Annotated in this window: 15 protein-coding genes; 5 read left to right on the forward strand and 10 right to left on the reverse strand. The window is 53.4% G+C overall.

Annotation, left to right across the window (positions count from 1 at the left end):
* Positions 1-66: 66 nt before the first annotated feature.
* The 4 genes from ftsH (at position 67) to folD (ending at position 5,515) form a co-directional block, all read left to right on the forward strand.
* Positions 67-1,998 (forward strand): ATP-dependent zinc metalloprotease FtsH, encoded by a 1,932-nt coding sequence (gene ftsH / locus QBD29_RS05330; protein WP_280100279.1) that lies wholly within the window; start codon positions 67-69, stop codon positions 1,996-1,998.
* A 120-nt stretch (positions 1,999-2,118) separates the two neighbouring features.
* The gene (locus QBD29_RS05335; RefSeq protein ID WP_280100280.1) at positions 2,119-2,709 is read left to right on the forward strand and encodes a sulfurase; all 591 of its coding nucleotides are present in this window, start codon (positions 2,119-2,121) and stop codon (positions 2,707-2,709) included.
* 165 nt (positions 2,710-2,874) lie between these two features.
* Positions 2,875-4,551 carry a formate--tetrahydrofolate ligase gene (locus QBD29_RS05340; RefSeq protein WP_280100281.1) on the forward strand — a complete coding sequence of 559 codons (1,677 nt, stop codon included), beginning with the start codon at positions 2,875-2,877 and terminating at the stop codon, positions 4,549-4,551.
* 64 nt (positions 4,552-4,615) lie between these two features.
* Positions 4,616-5,515 carry a bifunctional methylenetetrahydrofolate dehydrogenase/methenyltetrahydrofolate cyclohydrolase FolD gene (folD, locus tag QBD29_RS05345; RefSeq protein ID WP_280100282.1) on the forward strand — a complete coding sequence of 300 codons (900 nt, stop codon included), beginning with the start codon at positions 4,616-4,618 and terminating at the stop codon, positions 5,513-5,515.
* A 200-nt stretch (positions 5,516-5,715) separates the two neighbouring features.
* Here the strand turns inward: folD and pdeM are convergent, their stop codons facing one another.
* From pdeM to QBD29_RS05365, 4 genes are all read right to left on the reverse strand, one after another.
* A complete protein-coding gene (pdeM, locus tag QBD29_RS05350; RefSeq protein WP_280100283.1) occupies positions 5,716-6,399 on the reverse strand; it encodes a ligase-associated DNA damage response endonuclease PdeM in 684 nt (227 codons plus the stop codon).
* Positions 6,400-6,435: 36 nt separating this feature from the next.
* A complete protein-coding gene (locus tag QBD29_RS05355; protein WP_280100284.1) occupies positions 6,436-8,832 on the reverse strand; it encodes a ligase-associated DNA damage response DEXH box helicase in 2,397 nt (798 codons plus the stop codon).
* A gap of 65 nt (positions 8,833-8,897) precedes the next feature.
* Positions 8,898-9,653, reverse strand: a complete 756-nt coding sequence (locus QBD29_RS05360; RefSeq protein WP_280100285.1) for an NAD(P)-binding domain-containing protein — start codon at positions 9,651-9,653, stop codon at positions 8,898-8,900.
* 37 nt (positions 9,654-9,690) lie between these two features.
* Positions 9,691-10,947 (reverse strand): ATPase, encoded by a 1,257-nt coding sequence (locus tag QBD29_RS05365; RefSeq protein ID WP_280100286.1) that lies wholly within the window; start codon positions 10,945-10,947, stop codon positions 9,691-9,693.
* Between the two features lie 176 nt (positions 10,948-11,123).
* On the opposite strand from QBD29_RS05365, the gene QBD29_RS05370 reads away from it, so the two are divergent.
* Positions 11,124-12,728 (forward strand): hypothetical protein, encoded by a 1,605-nt coding sequence (locus QBD29_RS05370; protein ID WP_280100287.1) that lies wholly within the window; start codon positions 11,124-11,126, stop codon positions 12,726-12,728.
* On the opposite strand, the gene QBD29_RS05375 is transcribed toward QBD29_RS05370, so the two are convergent.
* From QBD29_RS05375 to QBD29_RS05400, 6 genes are read right to left on the reverse strand one after another with little or no spacing between them, the layout of a single operon-like run.
* Complete coding sequence (locus tag QBD29_RS05375; protein ID WP_280100288.1) at positions 12,725-13,228, reverse strand: prepilin peptidase; 504 nt, start codon at positions 13,226-13,228, stop codon at positions 12,725-12,727. The two genes, QBD29_RS05370 and QBD29_RS05375, sit on opposite strands and share 4 nt — an antisense overlap.
* 9 nt (positions 13,229-13,237) lie before the next feature.
* Positions 13,238-14,095 (reverse strand): tetratricopeptide repeat protein, encoded by an 858-nt coding sequence (locus tag QBD29_RS05380; protein WP_280100289.1) that lies wholly within the window; start codon positions 14,093-14,095, stop codon positions 13,238-13,240.
* A gap of 24 nt (positions 14,096-14,119) precedes the next feature.
* Complete coding sequence (locus QBD29_RS05385; protein ID WP_280100290.1) at positions 14,120-14,743, reverse strand: tetratricopeptide repeat protein; 624 nt, start codon at positions 14,741-14,743, stop codon at positions 14,120-14,122.
* Positions 14,709-15,692, reverse strand: a complete 984-nt coding sequence (locus QBD29_RS05390) for a type II secretion system F family protein (RefSeq protein ID WP_280100291.1) — start codon at positions 15,690-15,692, stop codon at positions 14,709-14,711. The genes QBD29_RS05385 and QBD29_RS05390 overlap by 35 nt, the downstream gene beginning before the upstream one ends.
* Before the next feature lie 10 nt (positions 15,693-15,702).
* A complete protein-coding gene (locus tag QBD29_RS05395; protein ID WP_280100292.1) occupies positions 15,703-16,665 on the reverse strand; it encodes a type II secretion system F family protein in 963 nt (320 codons plus the stop codon).
* Between the two features lie 12 nt (positions 16,666-16,677).
* Positions 16,678-18,138: a CpaF family protein gene (locus tag QBD29_RS05400; RefSeq protein WP_280100293.1), complete on the reverse strand. Its 1,461-nt coding sequence runs from the start codon at positions 18,136-18,138 to the stop codon at positions 16,678-16,680.
* Position 18,139: the final 1 nt, after the last annotated feature.

Here is an 18,139-nt window from a genome sequence, read left to right on the forward strand (position 1 = left end):
AGCTTATATTCTCGGTAACACTTCGTTAAGAAATCTAGCGCGTAATGCGCCTTGAGGAGAACCGTTTTGGGAAATTCCAGAAATCTGGCTTTTTGGGTCGTTCTATTCCTGCTTATTTTTGCTTTGTTCCAAATGTTCAGCACGAGCGGCGGATCAAGCAATGAAGATCAGCTGACGTATTCTGAATTTGTGAAATCCGTTGAAGATGGCTCGGTTGCCGAGGTTCAGATGGACGGTGAGTTGATCACCATCACAAACAAAGATGGCAATAAATTCCAAACCATTCAGCCGCGCGCCGCGATGGAAAGCGACGAGCTGACCAATCAACTGATTGATGCAGGCGTGAATGTGAATGTGAAATCACAAGAGCAATCTGGCTTTTTATCTGCCATGTCTTTGTGGTTGCCGTTCCTTGTACTGATTGGTGTTTGGATCTTCTTTATGAACCGTATGCAAGGTGGCGGTCGCGGTGGTGCGATGGGCTTTGGGAAATCCAAGGCAAAGCTGCTGAACGAACGTCATGGGCGTGTCACGTTTGATGATGTGGCAGGTATCGACGAAGCCAAAGACGAGTTGGAAGAGATCGTCGAATTCCTGCGCGATCCGCAGAAGTTTAGCCGTCTTGGCGGTAAAATTCCAAAAGGCGCGCTGCTTGAGGGCCCTCCCGGTACAGGTAAAACATTGCTGGCGCGTGCGATTGCTGGCGAAGCGGGTGTGCCGTTCTTTACGATTTCAGGTTCTGACTTTGTTGAAATGTTCGTGGGTGTGGGTGCGTCCCGTGTGCGCGATATGTTTGAACAGGCGAAAAAGAATGCGCCGTGTATTCTGTTTATCGACGAAATCGACGCTGTGGGCCGCCATCGTGGTGCGGGTTACGGCGGGGGCAACGACGAGCGCGAGCAAACGTTGAACCAGTTGTTGGTTGAGATGGATGGTTTTGAAGCCAATGAAGGCGTGATCATCATCGCGGCGACCAACCGTAAGGATGTTCTGGACCCTGCGCTGTTGCGCCCTGGCCGTTTTGACCGCCAGGTTCAGGTTCCAAATCCAGACATCAAAGGCCGTAAGAAAATTTTGGATGTACACGCGCGCAAAACGCCGTTGGGTCCTGATGTGGATCTGCGCATTATTGCTCGCGGGACTCCTGGGTTTTCGGGTGCGGACCTTGCCAACCTTGTGAACGAGGCCGCATTGCGGGCTGCGCGCACCGGCAAGCGGTTTGTGACGATGGAAGATTTCGAACAGGCCAAAGACAAAGTGATGATGGGCGCAGAGCGTCGCTCCATGGTTTTGACCGATGACCAAAAAGAAAAAACAGCCTATCACGAAGCGGGCCACGCAATTGTGGGGATCACCCTGCCAAATTGCGATCCTGTCTACAAAGCGACGATCATCCCACGCGGTGGTGCGCTGGGTATGGTGATGAGCCTGCCAGAGATGGACAAATTGCAGCTGTTCAAGAACGAAGCCGAAGAACGCATTGCCATGACAATGGCAGGCAAAGCGGCGGAAATTTTGAAGTACGGCGAGGATTCCGTGTCCTCTGGCCCTGTGGGCGATATCATGCAGGCCAGCCATATGGCACGGTCGATGGTAATGCGGTACGGCATGTCTGATCTGGTTGGTAACATTGATTACCAAGAAGCTGCCGAAGGGTATCAAGCCAATGGCGGTGCAGGCGGGTTTTCGGTTTCTGCAGCGACAAAAGAGCTGATCGAAAGCGAAGTGAAGCGGATCATCGACGAAGGCTATGACCGTGCGTTCAAAATCCTGCAAGACAAGAACGAAGAGTTCGAACTGCTTGCGCAGGGTCTGTTGGAGTATGAAACGCTGACAGGTGAAGAGATTGAACGCGTTATCAAAGGTTTGCCGCCCGTGAATCCAGATGACGATTCAACAGGCAGCGATAGTGGCAATGCTCCAAGCGTTGCGGCCATTCCGAAAACCAAAAAGCCTAAGGCGACGCCAAAGGGTGATATGGAACCTGATCCCGCTTAATCGGTGGTCATCACAAGACGTGATGATATGCGACACAAATTGAAACGACCCGTGCATTGCGCGGGTCTTTTCTTTTGTGCGACTGTGGTTCCAAATTGATCAACCTGATTGGACCTTTCTATGCCTGCCCTTTTGCCTACAGAATACACATGCGAAATCGTATACCTTGGGCTTGTCAAAAGCCGAGAAGCTGCGCTGGCATCAGAGCCGTTGCGTGAGGCGTTTGCGAGTTATGCTGGGTTTGCGGGCGAGGATCATGGAGGGCTGACGCGTGCATCCTGTGTGCGGGTAAAGGACCAGTTTCCTGTGGGCACTGAAATCCGTAACGTGCGGCAGTTTTCGATTATCAGCGAAGAAGAAATGGCGTTGGCTGCCGTCGAAGTTGGCGTGGATGTGATACGCCCAGAATGGATGGGGGCGAGTATTATGGTGAAAGGGTTGCCAGATTTCACCCATGTCCCGCCATCCAGCCGATTACAGAATGCAGCGGGTACGACACTGGTGATTGATATGGAAAACCGCCCCTGTATGTATCCGGGAAAAGAGGCGTTGGAACCCCTTCATCCAGGCAAAGGAAAGTTGTTGAAATCGGCCTGTAAAGATCGGCGTGGTGTCACCGCATGGGTGGAACGCGAGGGGCCGTTGGCAGTGGGCGATTCCCTGACTTTGCATGTGCCAGATCAGCGGGCTTGGGCCCCACATCGGGCGTAACTGGCGCAATTTAACCATTTCATGGCGATTTTGATCATTGTGTGATCGAGAGCGGCGATAACGACTGGGAAATTGTCGTTTTTACCCGTGCTTTGGTGGCCTAAATTTGGGCATAGAACGGGCAGAGTATTCCATTGCACACCAAACCAACAGGGGTCTTGCCACATGGCTTATAAAACTGACATCGAAATCGCCCGCGAGGCAAAAAAGCGTCCGATCCAAGAAATCGGCGCGAAATTGAACATCAGCTCTGACGATCTGCTGCCATACGGCCACGACAAAGCTAAGGTCAGCCAAAGCCTGATCAACTCTGTTCAAGACAAAAAAGACGGTAAGCTGATCCTCGTGACAGCGATCAACCCAACACCAGCTGGTGAAGGTAAAACAACAACAACTGTTGGTTTGGGCGATGGCCTGAACGCAATTGGCAAAAACGCCTGTGTTTGTATCCGCGAAGCGTCCCTCGGCCCGAACTTCGGGATGAAGGGTGGCGCGGCAGGTGGCGGTTACGCCCAAGTTGTTCCGATGGAAGATATGAACCTGCACTTTACAGGTGACTTTCACGCGATCACATCTGCACACTCTTTGCTGTCCGCGATGATCGACAACCACATTTATTGGGGTAACGAGCTGGAAATCGACGTACGTCGTGTTCAGTGGAAGCGCGTTGTTGACATGAACGACCGTGCCCTGCGTCAGATCACTGCATCCCTTGGTGGCGTTGCAAACGGTTTCCCACGGGAAGCTGGCTTTGACATCACAGTGGCGTCTGAAGTTATGGCGATCTTGTGCTTGGCAAAAGACCTGAAAGACCTGCAAACACGTCTTGGTGACATGATCGTGGCGTATCGCCGTGACCGTTCCCCAGTGTTCGCACGCGACATCAAAGCCGATGGCGCGATGACTGTTCTGCTGAAAGACGCGATGCAGCCAAACCTTGTGCAGACACTGGAAAACAACCCAGCATTTGTACACGGTGGCCCATTTGCGAACATCGCACACGGCTGTAACTCTGTTATCGCAACAACAACTGCGCTGAAATTGGCGGATTACGTTGTGACAGAAGCTGGCTTTGGTGCTGATCTGGGTGCTGAGAAGTTCCTGAACATCAAGTGTCGCAAAGCAGGCCTGTCCCCTGATTGTGTGGTTCTGGTTGCAACTGTTCGTGCGATGAAAATGAACGGTGGCGTGGCCAAAGCGGATCTCGGCGAAGAAAATGTTGCGGCTGTTCAGGCAGGTTGCCCGAACTTGGGTCGTCACATTTCCAACCTGAAATCATTCGGTGTGCCTGTTGTGGTTGCGATCAACCACTTTGTGACAGACACTGAAGCCGAGGTTCAGGCGGTTAAAGACTACGTTGCGGATCACGGTTCCGAAGCAATCGTATCTCAGCACTGGGAATTCGGGTCCAAAGGCTCTGCTGATTTGGCGAAACGTGTTGCTGAAATCGCAGACAGCGGCCAATCACAGTTCTCTCCGATTTACCCAGATGAAATGGGTCTGTTTGAGAAAGTAGAGACAATCGCGAAACGCATCTACCATGCTGACGAAGTACTGGCGGACAAGAAAATCCGCGATCAGCTGAAGTTGTGGGAAGAGCAAGGTTACGGCCATTTGCCAGTATGTATGGCGAAAACACAGTACTCTTTCTCAACCGATCCAAACCTGCGCGGCGCGCCGACAGGCCATTCTGTTCCAGTGCGTGAAGTTCGCCTTAGCGCGGGTGCTGGGTTTGTTGTGGTTGTCTGTGGTGAAATCATGACCATGCCAGGTCTGCCACGGGTTCCATCCGCAGAAGCGATCCACCTGAACGACGACGGCCAAATCGAAGGTTTGTTCTAAGTCGTTAGACAGAATACGAAGGGGGCAGAGTTTGCCCCCTTTTTGCTATTAAGGAGAGATTTAAATGACAGGCAAAACGATTGACGGCAAAGCGTTTGCTGGCGACGTGCGCGCCCAAGTGGCAGAGCATGTAGAGCGTTTGAAAAAAGATCACGGCATCACACCTGGTTTGGCTGTGGTCTTGGTGGGTGAAGACCCGGCATCCGAAGTATATGTGGCTGCAAAGCACAAACAGACCGTTGAAGTGGGCATGGCATCGTTTGAGCATAAACTGCCCGCGGACGTGTCCGAAGAAGATCTGTTCGCACTGATTGATCAGTTGAACGAAGACCCGACAGTACACGGTATTCTGTGTCAGTTCCCTGTGCCGGATCATCTGAACGAGCGCCGTGTTGTGGCCCGTATTGATCCGAACAAAGACGTGGACGGCCTGAGCGTGGTAAACGCGGGTTTGCTTGCCAGCGGGGAGAAGGGCCTTGTGTCCTGTACGCCGCTTGGATGCTTGATGCTGTTGCGGGATCAGGTTGGCAACATGTCAGGTATGGATGCCGTTGTTGTGGGCCGTTCAAACCTGTTCGGCAAACCGATGGCGCAATTGTTGTTGGGTGAAAACTGCACGGTGACAATCGCGCATTCGCGGACCAAAGACCTCGCGGATGTGTGTCGCAAGGCAGATATCCTTGTGGCGGCTGTTGGTCGCGCAGAGATGGTTAAAGGCGAGTGGGTCAAACCAGGCGCGACGGTTATCGATGTGGGCATTACCCGCATTCCGCATCCAGACAAGCCAGGCAAAACAAAGCTGCTGGGCGATGTGGAATTTGCAACCGCAGCGGAAAATGCGGCGGCGATTACACCTGTTCCAGGTGGTGTGGGCCCGATGACCATTGCGTGCCTGTTGGCGAACACAGTTACAGCGTGCTGTCGGGCGCATGGGCTGGAAGAGCCGACAGGGCTGACAGTGTAAGCTGACCCGCAAACGCTGAAATGAAAACAAGGCGTCAGAGCAGCTCTGACGCCTTGTTTGTACTCGTACTCAATAACTCTTTTACCGTTGGATTGACTGCGCATATTCCTGCGCGAACTACTCGAAACGATCAATCCGTCGGGGCAGCATGTGTCCCGTGACTTTGACGTATGCTGCAAATGCAGCATTTCAAGTGTACACTAACGACTTTGTGAAGTGACCGTGTGAGGCTTTGGTGTTGGTAAGGCTTGTGATCCTGTCAAAACGGCCAAGGCTTGCGCGGAAAACAACGGATCGAAAGCAGGATCAGTTGATTTTAGTCCACCCGTGTAAGAGCCAAACGCTGGCAGGATGACGCGGTTTTCATCCAGCAGGAAACAAGGACGGGACAGGGTGCCTGCCTTTAGCTTTACACTGGATTTGGGGTGATAATGGCCCGAAACCTCGCCTGATGCGCCTGCGATGGCGATGTGGCGAAACCGCAGTGGGCCGGTTTCAAATTCTGCCAGATGGGTGCCACCGATGTTTACAGGACCCGCATCATGGTTGCCTTCGATCCAGATCCAGCGGCGTCCGCTCATCATTGTGGCGAGGGTTTGGTGATCTTCGTCGTTCAGCGCATCAAGAGCTTCGAGGTCGTCAAAACTGTCACCCAAACAAATGACCGTAACAGGGTCGAGCGCATTGACTGCGGTGGCCAATCGGGTGAGCGTATCTTTGTTTTCGTAAGGGGGCAGCAGTGCGCCGCCGCGCCGCGCCATCCGTTCGGATTTGCCAAGATGCAGGTCTGACACACACAGAAGTTTGCGATCTGCCCACCACAAGATACCCACGGAAAGGGCCGTGAGTTGAGCGGATTTCAGTGTGAACGAATAACCGTGCATGGGCGCACAAAACAGGAACATGATGGCGGGTGCAAGTTATAATCCTGCTTCGCGCATCAATTCTGCGGCTTGGATAGCGGCGACCTTTTCAACGGCGGCCCCTTTGATTGGGATTTTCCCAACTTCGAGCAGCATGGGGGCAGATAGGGGCGTTACATGCGGCGCTTTGACGTGATCAATGCGGGTTTGGATGCGGGTGAGCATTTCTTCGATCCGTCCGAAATCCACAAGGCCACGCATGGCCTCTTCGCGGGTGATTTGTAACAGCAGGTGATCAGGATCGTATTTCAAAAGCGTGTCATAGAGGATGTCAGAGGAAAACGTGGCTTGGCGTCCTGTTTTGCGGGTGCCAGGCAAGTTCTTTTCGATCAGACCTGCGATGGTGGCCACATTGCGAAAAGAGCGTTTCATCACGGCGTTTCCTGCGAGCCAACCATCCAGCCCGTCCCGTAAACCATCAGGGGACAAAAGCGTGGCGGGATCGGAGATTTCTTCGAGCCCCCAGATTAGTACGGCGTAATCTGTGGCAACGAAACCGATGGGGTTTAAACCTGCTTCTTCCATCCGGCGGGTGAGCAAAAGGCCGAGTGTTTGCAAGGCATTACGCCCCGCGAATCCATAAAAGCAGGTATAGGCCGTGTCATCGCGCCAGTAGCTTTCCACCAGCATTCGGCCTGGTTTCGGCATGGCAGAGATACGGTTTTGTGTGTCGAGCCAATCACGGGTGTGGGCGGGAAGGGCGGACCAGTCGCCCGTGTTCAGCAGATCAATCACGCGGGTCGATAGCAGCGTGGACGTGGCAAATTTTGTGCCCATGAAGACCGCGATTTTCGGGGCTTTGCGTCCCTTTGTGACCTGCACCGTCATTTCGCGCAGGCCTTCGTATCGGACCACCTGGCCGCCGATCAAAAATGTATCGCCTTGGGTGAGTGTGGCGGCAAAGCTTTCTTCGATTTCGCCAAGTGGGGCACCGCCGCGCCCGCGCCATTTTACCTTGAGCGTTTCGGTGTCCACAATTGTGCCGATATTCATGCGGATGGATCGTGTTGCGCGTGGATCGCGTAATTGCCACAGGCCATCGGGGTTTTGCATCAAACGCTGCCAGCGATCATAGGCGCGTAACGCGTACCCCCCTGTTGCGCAAAATTCGAGGCAGGCGTCAAATTCTGCGCGGCTGAGGGTGTAAAATGGGCCCGATTGGATGATTTCGTGGTACAGATCGGTTGCATCAAAGGGGCCAGCACACGCGCGGATTAAAATGTGTTGGCACAAAACATCGCGCGGGCCTTTGCCCCGTGGCTCACCGTCCAGATCGTTGTCGCGCACGGCTTCGAGCGCGGCTTGTGCTTCGATTACTTCGAACCTGTTTGATGGGACGATGATGGCGCGCGATGGGGCGTTATAGCGGTGATTGGAGCGCCCGATCCGTTGGACCAAACGTTTGATGTTTTTGGGGGCGCCCACTTGGATCACCAAATCCACATCGCCCCAATCAATGCCGAGATCAAGCGTGCCTGTACAGACAACGGCGCGCAGTGTGCCTGCAACCATGGCGGCTTCGACCTTGTCGCGGGCTTCGCGCGATAGGGAGCCGTGGTGCAAGGCGATGGGCATTTGCTCCTCGTTCGCGTCCCAAATGGCGCGGAAATACAATTCGGCTTGGGCGCGGGTGTTGATGAAAATCAGCGTGGTTTTAGCAGTTTTAACAAGGTCCAAAACCGCTCCCACAGAATAGGCGGCACCCGCACCAGACCATGGAGGTGGCTCTTGCGTGTGGAGAATTTTGATATCTGGTTCCGGGCCAGGATCGGCCAGAATAATGTCGCAAGGATCAGGATTGCGGGCGAGGAATTGGGCCAAGGCGGGCGGGTCTTCGACGGTGGCAGAAAGACCAACACGGCGCAGGTTTGGAGCGAGGGTTTGCAATCGCGAGAGGCACAGCATCAATTGATCGCCGCGTTTGCTTTCGGCGAGGGCGTGGATTTCATCCACCACAACCCGTTGTAAAGTCGCGAAAATTTTCGGTGCGTCTTCGTAGGACAACAGAAGGGCCAAGGATTCAGGTGTGGTTAACAGAATATGCGGCGGATCCGCCCGTTGGCGTTTTTTCTGTGTGGCGGTGGTGTCCCCCGTGCGATCCTCCACGCGGATGGGCAGATCTATTTCGTGGATCGGGGTCTGCAAATTTCGTTTGATGTCTGCCGCAAGGGCCTTGAGCGGGGACACATAAAGCGTGTGTAAACCCGCAGGGGGATCATCGGCCAGTTCGGTGAGTGTTGGTAGGAACCCTGCCAGTGTTTTGCCCCCGCCAGTGGGTGCAATCAGCAGGGTTGCGGGGGCCATGCTGCGATCAAGCAAGGTCTGCTGGTGGGGGTGAATGTCCCAGCCGTGCGCGGCAAACCAATCGGCAAATTTGGGGGGCAATTGCGACATGGATCAGAGGTAGCGTGTGGGGTGCGGGTTGGAAAGGGGCGCAGCGCGGGTTTCGTCAAATGCCGCTAAACACGCGGCTTGAGACTCGCAATGGTGCTGGCGATGAGTTCTGGCAAGGCGGTGTTGGCGCCATCAGGAGCGGCATCCAGCGCGCTTTCCACATCTTTTTTCAGAATGCCGATGGTATTGTCGTCGGTATATCCGTCGCGGGCAAATTCAATGGTGTTAAAGCCGCTGGCCAACCAGTTTTGCCCAGATGACGTGTGGATCAGGTTCAACAAAGCGGTTTCGTCAATATTTGCGGCATCTGCCCAATCAAGGATCAGGCGCGTCATGGCGGTATTGGATGCGGCCAAAAGATTGTTCAGCACCTTTGCGGCCATCCCTGACCCCGTATCGCCCATGTGATGGAAATGCTGGCCCATTGCCTGAAACAGCGGCATCAAATGTTCGATGTCTGCAACAGGGCCGCCGAGCATGAAGGAGAGCCGCGCCTGTTGTGCTGCGATTTGAGCGCCTGACATGGGGGCGTCGATCAGGGTGGCAGGCAGGCGGGATTTTAATGTAGTGATGTAGCGTGGCGACAGGGTTGAACAGATCACCACATGGGTCAGGTTTGGCAGATGTGCGATCAGGTTTTGGGTGCCAAATAGCAGGTCTTCGGTTTGAGCAATATCGCGCACAACGGAAATTAAAACGGTGGTGTCTTGCGGAATTTGGTCCACGATATCGGTGATGCCAGCGCCTGCTGGGTAGCTGTTGGGGGGGCGGACATCAAAACCAGTGGCTGTGCAGCCTGCCGTGCGCAGGGCGGCGAGCATGGGTTCCCCCATGCGCCCGCAGCCCGCGACAACAGTGTTAATGTTCGACAACGGATTCCGCGACGAACAAGTTGGCCCATGCGCGTTCTATCAAGTCGATTTCCATCTTATGCGGGCGTCCTTCATAATCGCAAATGGATTTCATTTGCGTCACAAGGAAGGGCGCGTGATAGGCGGCATAGGTGTTGTCCACTTGGGGATAAAGCTTTGAAAACAGGTGTATAAGGACCTGTTCGTCCAGTGGCATTTTCATCGCCTTTGCCACCAGTGCATAGATTTGAATCATTTCATCGCGGCTTGGTCTGTCCACCAGAACCTTGTAATAAATTCGCCGCAACGCCGCGCCGTCAAAGATTTCGGCGGGGTGGAAGTTGGTGGAAAAGATAACCAACGTGTCAAACGGCACGAGGAATTTTTCACCAGATTGCAGGGACAGAATGTCATCGCCGCCTTCCATTGGAACAATCCAACGGTTGATCAAGGCCTGCGGCGGTTCAGCTTGGCGGCCAAGGTCATCGACGATGAACACACCGCCCGTCGCCTTGAGCTGGAGCGGTGCTTGGTAGGTTTTTGAGTTGGCGTTGTAGTTCAGTTCCAACATAGACAACGTCAGTTCCCCGCCCGTGATAACAGAAGGGCGTTTGCACAGCACATAACGGTTATCAAATTGCAAACCTGTGCGGCGCAAAGAGTTGGGATCTGTTGAGCTTTCTTGGCCTTCGCCATGCACAATCGGATCGTAAACCGAGATGATCTGGCCTGAATATTCCAACACTTTGGGAACAAAGATTTTGTCACCGAGCGCATCACGAATGCCGTTTGAAATCGATGACTTCCCGTTGCCGGGAGGACCGTACATCAGAATGGATTTGCCTGAATTCACCGCTGGCCCAAGCTGCGTGAGCAGTCCATCCGGGATGATTAGGTGGCCCATGGATCCTTCGAGTGCGGATTGGGTAATGCCAACATCGGAAACGGATTGAAGTTTAACCTGCTCTTTGTAGTGATCGAGCGGGATTGGCAACGCGCCAAAATATTCGGATTGGCCAAGTGCGTCCAAAGCGCGGGCTTTGCCAGAATCCGTTAATTGATAACGCAATTCGGTGCCTTCGCGGCCCACAACTTCGATCAGGTTTTGGCTGCGGGCAAATTCGATCAGTTCCAGCGCAATTGGGCTTGAGCAACAGAGGTTGCTTTCCACTTCGCTGGGCAAAGATACGTTTTTGCGAAACATCGTTTTGATCAAGATGTCGCGTGCAAATACGGTGTTGAGGCCTGTTGCGGCAACCGTCATTGGGATCGCCGGAAGGTGCGGGGTTCGCGCCTGCATGTTCATGTGTTCACCACTGCTCTTTTTTCTTTGAATATACGCATTTTACGACCCTTCCCCTAACAAAAACTGTATTAGATTTTGCGGATTTGTTCGGTTTGATTTAGCTTGTCGAAAACTAGCAACAGCAGGTGGCGAAAGTGCGGCAAATATTTGGCTTTTGGTATGCGCTTTTCCTTGTGGGACTTTTATTCCTGCTGTCCTTGGCGCGGATGAATGACGGTGCGCTGTTGATCCTGAGCTTTGACGGTGATGCGATCCATATGGCGCAAATTGTTTTGCGTATGGTGGAGGGGCATATCCCACACGAGGATTTCCGCACGCCCCTTGGAGTAATGGCGTTTCTGCCAATGGTTTGGTTGGTGAATGCCGGGGCAGGTGTGGGTGCGGCATTTGCTTATGCCCCCGTATTCATAGGATTTGTCCTGTTGCCTGCAATTTACTGGGTGGGGATTAGTCGTCTTTCTCCAAGTGGGGCCATTGCATTTGGGGCCGTGGTTTTGGTCAGCCTGCTTGGATTGGTGCATGGAGGTACGGACGCGACGGTGGCGGCGTCCATGTATTATAACAATTGGTGCTGGGCTGTGGCGGCGGTGATTGCGGTGATGACCTGTTTGCCAAGCACGCGCGTGGCGCGATTAGCAACGGTGTTTGAGCCGATCATCCTTGGGTGTATGATGGGATTCTTGGTTTTGACCAAGGCCACGTTTGCGGTTTTCCTGCTGCCAGCGGTTGTTGTGGCGTTGTTGGCATCAGGGCAAATGCGGTTGGTGCTGAGCGCCGTTGGCGTAAGTGTGGTGTTCATGGGGGCGATGACCCTGCCGTTTGGGGTGATTGGATATTGGCAAGGATACATTGGTGATTTGCTGTTTGTGTCCCAATCCGCGGCGCGTGCGCAACCAGGTGACGCGATGGCGGTGATGGTGTTGCGACCTGCGCAAATTGTGGGTGTTCTGGGGTTGGTTGCCGGATTTGTTTTGCTGCGCCAAGCCCGCGACAGCATAGGGAGTTTGGTGTTCTTGCTGCTGGGCGTTGGCTGGATTTTGATTAGTCATCAAAATTGGCAAAACGATCCACATTGGTTGATTGTCGCGGGTTTGATTTTAATCGGGTTGGCGCGCGACGTTGTGATTTACAACCGATTTGGCTGGCCTGTTCAAACTGCTTTACGCACGGTGGCGGTCGTGTTTTTTGCAGCGGGTGTGCCATTGTGGGTGACGCAGCTGCAATCGTTGATGGTGCATAACGGGTTGAATGGGGCAGGGTTTTCGGCATCGTTGTCCGATCCGCGCCACGATGATTTGCGGTTTCGCGCTGTTGCTGGTGGGCCCTATTCGGTTGCGACGCCGCATTTGGGGTTGGTGGCAGAGCCGCGATCACCGCGTGTGTTTGAAGGTCTTGCCTTGCCAGACTGCCAGAAATCAAACGGGTTGGTGGCCGAATTGGTGCAAACGGGTGCGGCGCTTGATGGATTTTCGCAAACCCACGGGACGCAGGTTTTGTACGCGGATTGGGTGAATGCGTTGTGGTTGTTTTCAAAGACCGAGCCGCTGCAAGGGGGCGCGCCGTGGTATTACGGGGGCACCACAGGTTTTGAAAATGCGCAGTATTTGATTGTTCCAAAATGCCCGATGGGGCAGGCGGTGCGCGATTTGATCCTAACCGCGATTGAAAACAAGGACGGATTACAGCCCACGTTTGTGGACGAAACGCCGTTGTTTTTTCTGTATGAAATGGGGCGTTAACCTGCGTTTGCAGCCATCGCGAGATAGATCAGCAATGCAGATGACAGGGTGAGACCGTAGGGGAATTTCTTGGACACTTGCCACGATTTCCAACCAACAAGATGGGGCTGAAGTGGGGCGATGGCGCCAATGCCACGGTGCAAGACCACGGTAACTAAGGCCATTGCAGCCAATAACATCAAGAATTTAGTGGCGTCCTGCATGGCGATATAAGGGGCCATCGCGCCGATGAATTTACTGTCACCGCCGCCCATGTAGCCAAAATGGTTGAGCAAAAATCCAATGACCAGCATCAGCGCCCCTTGAGCAATGCGCAATGCGTAAAGTTCCCACGTGAAACCGCCCATGGCGATCATGCCAAGGCCCACAATGACAAAGGCGAAAAACAAACCAAGATTGGTTTTGTTATAGATTTTCATATGCCGCAAATCTGTCAGCGCTGCCCAAATGCAAAAGGGCAGAGCTGTCAGAAAGAGGATTGTGGGTGCGCTGAGGATCATGGGAAATCCTTAGCTTTTGATGGTGCGTTGCAAGGCTTCTAAGCTGCGAACGGCCTCTTCAAAGTGGCGCGGATGTGTGTCGATGGCGTCTTGCAAAAGGCCGCGACCGATGTCCGTGTCACCTTGTTTCACCGCGGATAGGCCCGCAGTGTACATCAGCTGTGCTTTTTCTTCTTCTGTCATTGGGACAACAGGCAAAGAGTAATTTTTCTGTGCGGCACGGGCCAAAACGAGGTTGTTTTTCGCGGTGAACAGCTTGCGATCATAGGTGATGGCTTCGACAAAGAGTTTTTCTGCGCCTTTGTAATCGCCGCGGGCCATTTTCGAATAGCCCCAGTTGTTCATCACATTGGATGGTTTTGTCGTCAGACCAGCAGCGATTTCATAAAAGCTGTCGGCTTTCTTCCACTTTTTCTGGCTGTCCGCGATCATCGCTTCGAGGCGATAGCGCTGGTATGTTTCAACGGTAGGGGGCACTTTGTTCAGCTGTTCGCTGGCCCCTTTCCAATCATTTGTACGGATCATGGCATCAGCCAGATCAATACGATCTTGATCGATGCTGCCCTTCATTTCCACGAGCTTTTCAAAGACAGGAACCGCCTCGGTGGCGCGTTTTGCGCGGACCAATGATTTGCCAAGACCGCGACGGAATTCGATGCGTTTGGGTTCTTTGGTGAGGGAACTGCGGAAATATTCAACGGCCTCGTTCGGGTCCGCAACGGTTAGCATGATGTCGTTAAGGTCGGTCGCATCAACAACATTTGTTGGATCCAGATCCTTTGCTTTGGATGCGTCGCCATTGTCTGCGCATGCGCCAAGTGCCAGCAAGCCAGCCATTGCGATTGCGCCCATAATTGGTTTGCCCATGGGTCTATTCCTGTACTGCTCTCATCATCCGGAGTTTGGTGTCGACAGAAGCAGATACCTGCCGTTGCCGCGCCTCACCAACTCGAATTTGTTGTTTTCATTAGGGTCTTTATACCCTTCTTTCTCTACAATAGCGATTGTTTTGGTCAAATTCTGCTTAATTTCATCAGAATTGCCATTATCCAGCCCATATGCGAGCTGAAAGACACGCTTTGCCTCGTGGTAGTTGCCTTCATTCTGCAAAAGCACGCCTAGATTGTTCCATGCGGGTACAAATTCGGGGTCTTTTTTAACGGCAATTTGCAACAGTTCTTTGGCGTGGGCCAAACGACCGAGCCGCAAGTTGGCGGAGCCAAGTGCGCTCAGCACATCGGCATTTAGGCCCAATTCGGCCGCAGCGCGGGTATACGCCTTGAGCGCCAATTCGTATTCGCCCGCCGCCATGAGGCGGTGGCCAACGATCAATCCGTCGACGGACTCCACACTGGCGTCCAAGCCAACGGGAGCGTCAACGATTGTGGTCGTGTCCGTGTTTGATCGTGTTGTCTGGCCTGCGCGTTCGCCACAGGCTGTGATTGTGCCAAGGAGCAAAACCGCAAGCGCGGTCTTGGTTTTATTTGCCTTGAACCATGTGAATGTAGATATCAAAGACCGCAGGTCCCACCATAATGACTAGAAGAGGAGGCACGGTGAACATCATTGTACACAGTGTCATTTTTGTGGGCAGCTTGTTTGCTTTTTCTTCGGCACGGGTCACGCGTTTGTCGCGCATTTCACCAGCGTAAACGCGCAGCGCTTCGCCAAGGGACGTACCAAAAGTTGCAGACTGGATCATAACCGTAACAAAAGCAGAAATGTCTTGGCAATCACAGCGTTCGGCCATGTCCCGCAGGACTTCTGGCCGATCTTTACCAGCGCGCATCTCGTTGGAGACGATGGTAAATTCTTCGGAGAGTGCAGGGGCACTCGGTTGGATTTCTTTGGCAACGCGTTGCACCGCCTGGTCAAGGGATTGGCCAGCTTCGATACATACGAGCATCAGGTCAAGCGCATCTGGAAAACCGTTGAGGATTTCCTCTTGGCGCGTGCCACGGCGTTTTTCGACCCAATAGATGGGCGTGTAATACCCTGCAAAACCTGGGCCGAGCGTTTGGATGGCCAACCATTTGATGTCGGACGTGCCGCCAGACAAAACAAATGTGTAAAGCGCGCCAATCAAAAGCCCCGCAATCCCAAGCACCAATTGCAACGCGTGGAAGGTACGAACAGCATCTTTGGTGCGATACCCTGCTTGGATCAATTTCATGCGGCGATCAGAGTATTCCTGCTGATCTTGGGGTTCGAGGTAGGCCGCAAATTTATCAAGGTTCGGCCCTTTTTTCTGCTCGCGCAGTTCCATTTTGGGCTGACCAGCGGCACGGGATACAGGCCCTTTTGAGACGGCGGAACCAGCAAGACGATCAAAGGGATCTTCTTTTTTGGCCAAAAAGATTGGCAGGGTCATGACGATAAAGAACACGCCCAAGACACCCATGGCGATCAGCGGGCCAGCAGGGCCCATCAGGTCGGTCAGATATGTGTTGATGTTGCTGATCATTTATCTGCTCCTACACCTTGATGTTAACCATGGCGCGCATGACAAAGAAGTTCACGGCAAGCATGGAGAACACGGCGATGGCGGCTGGCATATAGTATTCTGTTGGCTTAACCGCATCGTAGTAAGTTGGGTTTGTGATCTGCACCATGGCCAGCGCACCAAGGGGGAACGCGGACAGGAACATGCCAGACCATTTTGCCTCGGCCGTGATGGCGCCCACGCGGCGGAACAGTTTGAAACGGGCGCGGATAACTTTGGACAGACCGTCCAAAACTTCGGCCAAGTTACCACCTGCTTTGGCTTGGATCGCCACGGCAACCGTCAGAAAGCGCAAATCAGGGACATCAATGCGTTCTGCCATATTATGCAAGGCAGAGGCCACATCCGCACCATAGGCGGTTTCATCCACGATCATGCCAAATTCAGACCCGATTGGATCAGGCATTTCTTCGGATACGATGTTGATTGCATTGGCAAAAGGGTGACCAACGCGCAAGGACCGCACGATCAGGTCCACGGCGTCTGGCAGTTGTTCTTCGAACAGGGCCATGCGTTTTTTCGCTTTGCCGTTCAGCCAGAAATACACACCACCACCGCCGATGAGAATGGCCAGAATGACGCGCAAAACCAAACCCGTTGTGGTAAAATAGGTCAGGCCGCCAAATGCAATCGCAGCCACAAGGATCATCACGCCAAACAACATGGTTGGGGAAAAGGCGATGTTTGCCTGCTGGGCCTTATGGCTCAGGATCGACATAATCGGCAATTTCAACCCGCTGAGGTGTTGATCGCGTTCTTTGCGCAGAGCTTCGAAGACTTCTTCTTGGGCTTTGCCCTGTTCCATAAGCGCCAAACGGCGGTTTACGCGGCTGTTCAGCTTAATGGATTTGCCGAACATAACCAAATAGATGCCTTCGACGATCAGAACGACGCCGACAAACAAAAGACCGAAGATAATTGCCTGAGTTCCCATGATGATGGTTCCTTACTGCGCTGCTTCGCGTCGTTGAGAGTAAATGCTGGCGGGCAATTCATAGCCCCACTGTGCAAATCGTTCGGAGTAGAGCGAACGAAGACCTGTTGGTTGGAATTCGCCTTTGATTTTGCCGTCTTTGGCGGTGCCTTCGATTTCGTATTTGAAGATTTCCTGCAAAGAAATCACATCGCCTTCCATGCCTGCCACCTCTGTGATGGAGGTCATGCGGCGTGAACCGTCTTGCAAACGTTTGGCCTGCACGATCAAGTTCACCGCGGATGCGATTTGCGAACGCATGGCGCGCAGTGGCATTTCAACCCCTGTCATCGCGATCATGTTTTCCAAACGTGCCACTGCATCGCGGGCTGAGTTGGCGTGAATTGTGGTCATAGAACCATCGTGGCCTGTGTTCATGGCCTGAAGCATGTCGATCACTTCGTCGCCACGGGTTTCCCCCACGATGATGCGGTCAGGGCGCATCCGCAGAGCGTTTTTCAAACAATCGCGGGCATCAACGCCGCCTTTGCCTTCTACGTTTGGCGGGCGTGTTTCCATCCGCGCCAGGTGTTCCTGTTGCAGCTGCAATTCGGCAGTGTCTTCGATGGTGGCAACACGTTCGTCGTTGGCAATGAAAGAGGACAGCGCGTTGAGCGTGGTCGTTTTACCAGACCCTGTACCGCCAGACACGATGATGTTCAGACGACAGGCCACCGCAGCCTGCAAATAGGCGGCCATTTCATCGGTGAAGGCACCGAATTTCACCAAATCATCAATGCCAAGCTTGTCTTTCTTAAATTTCCGAATGGAAACAAGGGCGCCGTCAATGGCGATGGGCGGAACCATGGCGTTGAAACGGGAGCCATCAAGCAAACGCGCATCCACGTAAGGGTTTGATTCATCTACACGACGACCCACGGCGGAAACGATTTTGTCGATCACGCGTAGTAGGTGTTTATCATCACGGAACACAACCTTTGATAGGCTGAGCTTGCCGCCTTTTTCGATGAAGATCTGTTTTGGGCCGTTGATCAAGATATCGGCGATATCTTCGTCTTTCAGAAGCGGTTCAAGCGGGCCAAGACCCGTCACTTCGTCATACATTTCTGCGTTGAGGTTAACGCGTTCTTCTTTGGTGAGGACCATGCCCATTTCTTGCAGGCCATCGGCGCAAATGGCCGCGATTTCGCGGCGCAAATCCTGTTCTGATGCGGTTTCAATGGCGCCAAGGTTCAGGTTTTCAAGCAAACGGGTGTGCATATCCAAGCGGATATCCATCAGTTTTTGCGCCCGACGTTGTTCGCGCGATACTGGCTCTGCCTTAGCTGGAACAACCTTTTGTGGGGCTTTGGCCTCGCGCTTTGGGGCGGCTTTGGGCGCGGCGGATGGTGCGACATCCGCTTGGTTCAATTCCAAAGGTGGCTCTGAAGGAGCGGCCGGTTTGGAAGATGGTTTTTGATAGCGTTTGAACATG

This window comes from Amylibacter sp. IMCC11727 (assembly GCF_029854195.1).
Taxonomy (GTDB): Bacteria; Pseudomonadota; Alphaproteobacteria; order Rhodobacterales; family Rhodobacteraceae; genus Amylibacter.